This window comes from Pseudomonas sp. IPO3747 (genome assembly GCF_013385245.1).
In the GTDB taxonomy this organism is placed as follows: Bacteria; Pseudomonadota; Gammaproteobacteria; order Pseudomonadales; family Pseudomonadaceae; genus Aquipseudomonas; species Aquipseudomonas edaphica.
Map to the genome: position 1 here is coordinate 100,435 of NZ_JACAQL010000019.1, position 6,680 is coordinate 107,114.

Genomic DNA, 6,680 nt, shown 5'->3' on the forward strand with positions numbered 1-6,680 from the left:
GATACCAGACCGGTTTGCAGTTAATGATAATGCTTATCATCAACTCAAATGGCAAGTGGCACTTTGAGATGCTGCGTCGACTCCTGTGGGAGCTGGCTTGTGTGGGAGCTGGCTTGCCTGCGATGCAGGCGCCCTGGTCTTTCAGACAGACCGCGGTGATGCTATCGCAGGCAAGCCAGCTCCCACACAAGCCAGTCCACACAATGGAACAACCGGGTCGGTTTACTCGGCGTTGCAGAGCGCCAGGCAGTTATCCAGCATACGGTTGGAGAAGCCCCACTCGTTGTCGTACCACGCCAGCACCTTCAGCAACTTGCCACTGACCTTGGTGTGATTGGCATCGAAAATCGACGACAGCGGGTTATGGTTAAAGTCGCTCGAAACCAGTGGCAGGGTGTTGTAGCCGAGGATCTTCGAATGCTGGCTGGCTTCTTTCAGCAGTGCGTTGACTTGCTCGGCGCTGGCTTCTTTTTTCAGCGTCACGGTGAGGTCCACCAGCGACACGTTGATCACCGGCACACGCACGGCCATGCCGGTCAGCTTGCCTGCCAGTTCCGGCAGTACCAGGCCGACCGCTTCAGCGGCGCCGGTCTTGCTCGGGATCATGTTCTGGGTGGCCGAACGCGCGCGGTACGGGTCGGTGTGGTACACGTCGGTGAGGTTCTGGTCATTGGTGTAAGCGTGAATGGTGGTCATCAGGCCGCTTTCGATGCCCAGCTCGCGATGCAGCACCTGAGCCACAGGTGCCAGGCAGTTGGTGGTGCACGACGCGTTGGAGATGATCTGGTGCGATTGACGCAAAATGTCATGGTTTACCCCGTAAACCACGGTGGCGTCAGCGCCTTTGGCCGGGGCCGAGATGATTACCTTGCGCGCACCGGCGGTAATATGGGCGGCAGCCTTGTCGCGGTCGGTGAACAGACCGGTGCATTCGAATACCACGTCGATCTTGTGCGCAGCCCACGGCAGGTCGGCCGGGTTGCGAATGGCACTGACGGCAATCCGGTCACCATTGACGGTCAGGCTTTCCTGATCGTGGGCGACCTCTGCGTCGAAAGTGCCATGCACGGTGTCGTATTTGAGCAGGTGGGCATTGATCGAGCTGTCGCCCAGATCATTGATGGCGACGATCTGCAAATCCTGGCGGTAGCCTTGGGTATACAGTGCGCGCAGGACATTACGGCCGATACGGCCAAAACCATTGATTGCGATACGAAGAGTCATTGGAAAGTGCCTGTCGTCGATTTGTTGTAAGAATTACAAGATTATTCGCATAAAAATAGAAAACAAGCCTTTTTAGTGGCAATATTTTGTTCAATCTACAACGAGTGACCTGAATCAACTGGTCCGATGATTCAAACGACACCCTGCCATCCCATGAGCTGCGGGCGTTTGATCAGCATAGACTCTCAGGTCGCCACATCCGTTAGCCTGGAGTTCTATACATGCATCCCCGCGTTCTTGAGGTCACCGAACGGCTTATCGCCCGCAGTCGTGCAACCCGCGAGGCTTACCTTGCGCTCATTCGTGGCGCGGCCAGCGACGGCCCGATGCGCGGCAAGCTGCAATGCGCCAACTTTGCCCACGGCGTGGCCGGCTGCGGCACTGAAGATAAAAATAGTCTGCGTATGATGAATGCCGCCAACGTGGCAATTGTTTCGTCATATAACGACATGCTCTCGGCGCACCAGCCGTACGAACATTTCCCGGAACAGATCAAGAAAGCCCTGCGCGAAGTCGGCTCGGTCGGCCAGTTCGCCGGTGGCACGCCCGCCATGTGCGACGGCGTGACCCAAGGCGAGCCTGGCATGGAGCTAAGCTTGCTCAGCCGCGAAGTCATCGCCATGTCGACGGCGGTAGCGCTGTCCCACAACATGTTCGATGCCGCGCTGATGCTGGGCATCTGCGACAAGATTGTGCCGGGGCTGATGATGGGTGCGCTGCGCTACGGCCACCTGCCGATGATCTTCGTGCCGGGCGGCCCTATGCCGTCGGGCATCTCCAACAAGCAGAAAGCCGACGTGCGCCAGCGTTATGCCGAAGGCAAGGCTACCCGTGAGGAACTGCTGGAATCGGAGATGAAGTCCTACCACAGCCCCGGCACCTGCACCTTCTACGGCACCGCCAACACCAACCAGTTGCTGATGGAAGTGATGGGCCTGCACCTGCCGGGCGCTTCGTTCGTCAACCCGTACACGCCGCTGCGTGACGCGCTGACCCGTGAGGCCGCGCACCAGGTCACGCGCCTGACCAAAGCCAGTGGCGACTTCACGCCGATTGGCGAGATCGTCGACGAGAAGTCCATCGTCAACTCCATCGTCGCCCTAAACGCTACCGGCGGTTCTACCAACCACACCCTGCACATGCCGGCTATCGCCATGTCGGCGGGCATCATCCTCACCTGGCAGGACATGGCCGACCTCTCCGAGGTGGTGCCGACCCTGTCCCACGTGTATCCAAACGGCAAGGCCGACATCAACCACTTCCAGGCAGCGGGCGGCATGTCGTTCCTGATCCGCGAACTGCTCGAAGCCGGCTTGCTCCATGAGGATGTGAACACCGTGGCGGGCAAGGGCTTGAGCCGTTACACCCAGGAACCGTTCCTGGTCGACGGCGAGCTGATCTGGCGCGACGGCCCGATCGAAAGCCTCGACGAAACCATCCTGCGCCCCGTAGCCCGTGCGTTCTCGCCGGAAGGCGGCTTGCGCGTGATGGAAGGCAATCTCGGGCGTGGTGTGATGAAGGTTTCGGCCGTGGCGCCGGAGCATCAGATCGTCGAAGCACCGGCCGTGGTGTTCCAGGATCAGCAGGATCTGGCCGATGCATTCAAGGCCGGCCAGCTGGAAAAAGACTTTGTCGCGGTGATGCGCTTCCAGGGGCCGCGCTCCAACGGTATGCCGGAACTGCACAAGATGACACCGTTCCTCGGTGTGTTGCAGGACCGTGGCTTCAAAGTTGCGTTGGTAACAGACGGGCGTATGTCTGGCGCGTCGGGTAAGATCCCCGCCGCGATTCACGTCAACCCCGAAGCCCAGAGCGGCGGGCCGCTGGCGCGGGTCAAGGATGGCGATATCATTCGCGTCGATGGCGTGAAGGGCACCCTGGAGCTTAAGGTGGACGCCGAAGAATTTGCAGCGCGCACGCCTGCCACGGGCCTGTTGGGCAACAACGTGGGGGCCGGTCGCGAGCTGTTTGCATTTATGCGCTTGGCCGCAAGCTCCGCAGAGCAGGGCGCCAGCGCCTTTACCTCTGCCTTGGAGACGCTTAAGTGAAGCTTGCGCTGGTCGGTGACATTGGTGGTACCAACGCCCGTTTTGCGTTGTGGCGGGATCAGGAACTGCATTCGATCCGCGTGCATGCCACGGCGGACCACCACAGCCCTGAGGAAGCCATCAAGGTTTACCTCAAGGAGGAAGGCCTGGAAATCGGGGACATCGGCGCGGTGTGCCTGTCAGTCGCGGGGCCGGTGAGTGGCGATGAATTTAAATTCACCAACAATCACTGGCGGCTGAGCAAAACTGCGTTTTGCAAAACCCTGCAGGTCGATGAGCTGCTGCTGGTCAATGACTTCACGGCCATGGCCCTGGGCATGACGCGGCTCAAACCCGATGAATTCCGTGTGGTCTGCCAAGGCACGCCGGAGCCGTTACGCCCAGCCGTGGTGATCGGCCCGGGCACTGGCCTGGGTGTGGGCACCTTGCTGGATTTGGGCGAAGGCCGTTACGCGGCGTTGCCAGGGGAGGGTGGCCATGTCGACCTGCCGCTGAGCAGCCCGCGTGAAACCCAGTTGTGGCAGCACATCTACAGCGAGATTGGCCACGTCAGCGCCGAGACCGCCTTGAGCGGTGGCGGCCTGCCCCGTGTGTACCGCGCCATTTGTGCGGTCGACGGGCACACGCCGGTGCTGGACACGCCCGAAGCCATTACGGCCGCGGGCCTGGCCGGCGACCCGGTGGCCATGGAAGTGTTGAACCAGTTCAGTATCTGGCTGGGCCGTGTGGCCGGTAACAACGTGCTGACCACCGGTGGGCGTGGTGGTGTGTACATCGTGGGCGGGGTGATTCCGAGGTTTGCCGACTTCTTTATCAACAGCGGTTTTGCCAAGAGTTTCAGCGACAAAGGCTGCATGAGCGACTATTTCAAAGGCATTCCGGTGTGGTTGGTGACGGCGCCGTATTCCGGGTTGACCGGGGCCGGTGTTGCGCTTGAGCAGGCTTTTGCGTAGGGGCTGATGGCCTCATCGCAGGCAAGCCAGCTCCCACAGTTGACCGGGTTCCAACCTTGGAATGCAGTCAACTGTGGGAGCTGGCTTGCCTGCGATAGGGCCTCAAACGCAACAAATGATTTAAGCTTGGCCATAACAACAAGGAGGACCCCGTGAGCGTAATCAGTAAATCGATTCTCCTCGTCGACGACGACCAGGAAATCCGCGAATTGCTGCAGACCTACCTCAGTCGCGCCGGCTTCCAGGTGCGTGGCGTGCCGGATGGCGCGGGGTTCCGCCAGGCGATGAACGAGGCGCCGTGCGACCTGGTCATCCTCGATGTGATGTTGCCGGACGAAGACGGTTTCAGCCTTTGCCGCTGGATTCGCCAGCACCCGCGCCAGGCGCAGGTGCCGATCATCATGCTGACCGCCAGTTCCGACGAAGCCGACCGCGTGATCGGCCTGGAGCTGGGCGCCGACGACTACATCGGCAAACCCTTCAGCCCTCGCGAGCTGCAAGCGCGGATCAAAGCCTTGTTGCGTCGCGCCCAGTTTGGCCAGGAGCGCACGGGTGGCGGCGACGTTCTGGTGTTCGATGAGTGGCGCCTGGACATGATCAGTCATCGCCTGTTTCACGTGGACGGCGAAGAGGTAATCCTCTCCGGCGCCGACTTTGCCTTGCTCAAGTTGTTTCTTGATCACCCCCAACAGATTCTCGACCGCGACACCATCGGCAATGCCACCCGTGGCCGCGACCTGATGCCGTTGGACCGTATCGTCGACATGGCCGTCAGCCGCCTGCGCCAACGCCTGCGCGATACCGAAAAACCTCCAAGGCTGATCCGCACCGTGCGTGGCAGCGGTTATCAACTGGCAGCCAGCGTGGTTGCCGGCAATGCCCACTGAGCCGCTGACCGAGCGCCGCCGGCGTTTTCCGGTGCCGCGTTCGCTGCTTGGGCGCATGTTGCTGCTGACCTTGCTTGTGGTGCTGTTTGCCCAGGCGCTGTCCAGCGTGATCTGGGTTTCGCAACTTCGCGCCACCCAGCTCGAAGGCCTGGTGACCAGCGCGCGCAGCCTGGCGCATTCGATGACGGCCAGCGTGAGTTACTTCCGCTCGCTGCCGGTTGCCTACCGCCCGTTGGTGCTCGACCAACTGCGCAGCATGGGCGGCACGCGGTTTGTGGTGACCCTCAACGACCGCCCATTGGACATGCAGATTCTGCCGCAGACCCCGCGCAAGCAGGCGGTGCTGCAAGCCGTGGACGAGGTGCTGCGCCAGACCCTGGGCAGCGACGTGCATATCTCGGTGGAGTTCGTCAGCGCCGAGGACCTGCGTATTTTCAACGCGGGCCTCAAACTCGATGAACTGCCGCGTTCCTGGGCGCATTACGCGCTGACCCTGGAGCCGGTGAACCCGCCGGTGCTGGTCACGCAAATCCAGCTGGCACCCGGCGAATGGCTGTACATCGCCTCGCTGCTGCCCGAGCCCTACACCAGTTTGGAAGAACAAGGCCTGCCGTCGCAGCAAGTGTGGTTTATCGTGCTGACCAGCGGTTTCCTGTTGCTGTTTATCGGCCTGCTGGTGCACTGGCAAAGCCGGCCGCTCAAGCGCCTGGCCCGTGCAGCGCGGGACATGTCCCTGGGCGCCGATGTGGAACCGGTGGCCGAAGGCGGTGGCAGCGAAGTGGTGGAAGTGGGCCGTGCGTTTAACGCCATGCGCGAGCGCATCAGCCGTTACCTCACCGAGCGCAGCCAACTGTTCAGCGCAATTTCCCACGATTTGCGCACGCCAATCACGCGTCTGCGCTTGCGCGTGGAGTTGCTGGAAGACGAAAACCTGCAAGCCAAATTCGGTCGTGACCTGGATGAGTTGGAGTTGCTGGTCAAGGGGGCACTGCAATGCGTCAAAGACACCGACATCCACGAGAACATCGAGCCGGTCGACCTTAACCACGTGCTTGATTGCCTGGTGGAACCGTACCTGGCGCCGAACGGTAACGGCCGTATCACCCAGCACGGACGGGCGCTGACCCCTTATCCGGGCAAACCGCTGGCGCTCAAGCGCTGCATCGGCAACCTGATCGACAATGCCTTGAAGTACGGGCAGAACGCGCATTTGCATATAGAGGACGATGGCGTGGAGTTCATCCTGCATGTGGATGACGAAGGCCCGGGCGTGCCGGAGCAGCGTTTGGAACAGGTCTTCGAACCGCACTTTCGCCTGGCCGGCCAACAGCAGGGGTATGGCTTGGGCCTGGGCATCGCGCGCAACATTGCCCACAGCCATGGTGGGGAAGTGAGTTTGCAGAATTTGCGCGAAGGCGGGTTGCGGGTGACCTTACAACTGCCGCGAACCCTGGACTAATGTGGGAGCTGGCTTGCCTGCGATGCAGGCACCCTGTTCTTTCAGTCAGACCGCGGTGATGCTATCGCAGGCAAGCCAGCTCCCACACAAGCCCGCTTGTGTCTTGATC

The 6,680-nt window shown here is 61.1% G+C and carries 5 protein-coding genes; 4 read left to right on the forward strand and 1 reads right to left on the reverse strand.

All coding sequences use genetic code 11. The annotated features are described in order from the left end of the window. Positions 1-222 precede the first annotated feature (222 nt). Entirely contained in the window at positions 223-1,224 is a 1,002-nt protein-coding gene (gap, locus tag HX790_RS21515) for a type I glyceraldehyde-3-phosphate dehydrogenase (protein WP_176992099.1), read from the reverse strand. A 221-nt stretch (positions 1,225-1,445) separates the two neighbouring features. Here gap and edd point away from each other — a divergent pair, with 221 nt between their 5' ends. The 4 genes from edd to HX790_RS21535 all read left to right on the forward strand — a co-directional run bounded on the left by edd (position 1,446) and on the right by HX790_RS21535 (position 6,571). After that, the gene (gene edd / locus HX790_RS21520) at positions 1,446-3,272 is read left to right on the forward strand and encodes a phosphogluconate dehydratase (protein ID WP_138451872.1); all 1,827 of its coding nucleotides are present in this window, start codon (positions 1,446-1,448) and stop codon (positions 3,270-3,272) included. Then, positions 3,269-4,225, forward strand: a complete 957-nt coding sequence (locus HX790_RS21525; protein ID WP_138451875.1) for a glucokinase — start codon at positions 3,269-3,271, stop codon at positions 4,223-4,225. The genes edd and HX790_RS21525 overlap by 4 nt, the downstream gene beginning before the upstream one ends. 152 nt (positions 4,226-4,377) lie before the next feature. Next, positions 4,378-5,112, forward strand: coding sequence for a response regulator (locus HX790_RS21530; RefSeq protein WP_017139770.1), 735 nt, complete (start codon positions 4,378-4,380; stop codon positions 5,110-5,112). Positions 5,113-5,143: 31 nt separating this feature from the next. Next, entirely contained in the window at positions 5,144-6,571 is a 1,428-nt protein-coding gene (locus tag HX790_RS21535; protein ID WP_198431518.1) for an ATP-binding protein, read from the forward strand. The last annotated feature ends 109 nt before the right edge of the window (positions 6,572-6,680 follow it).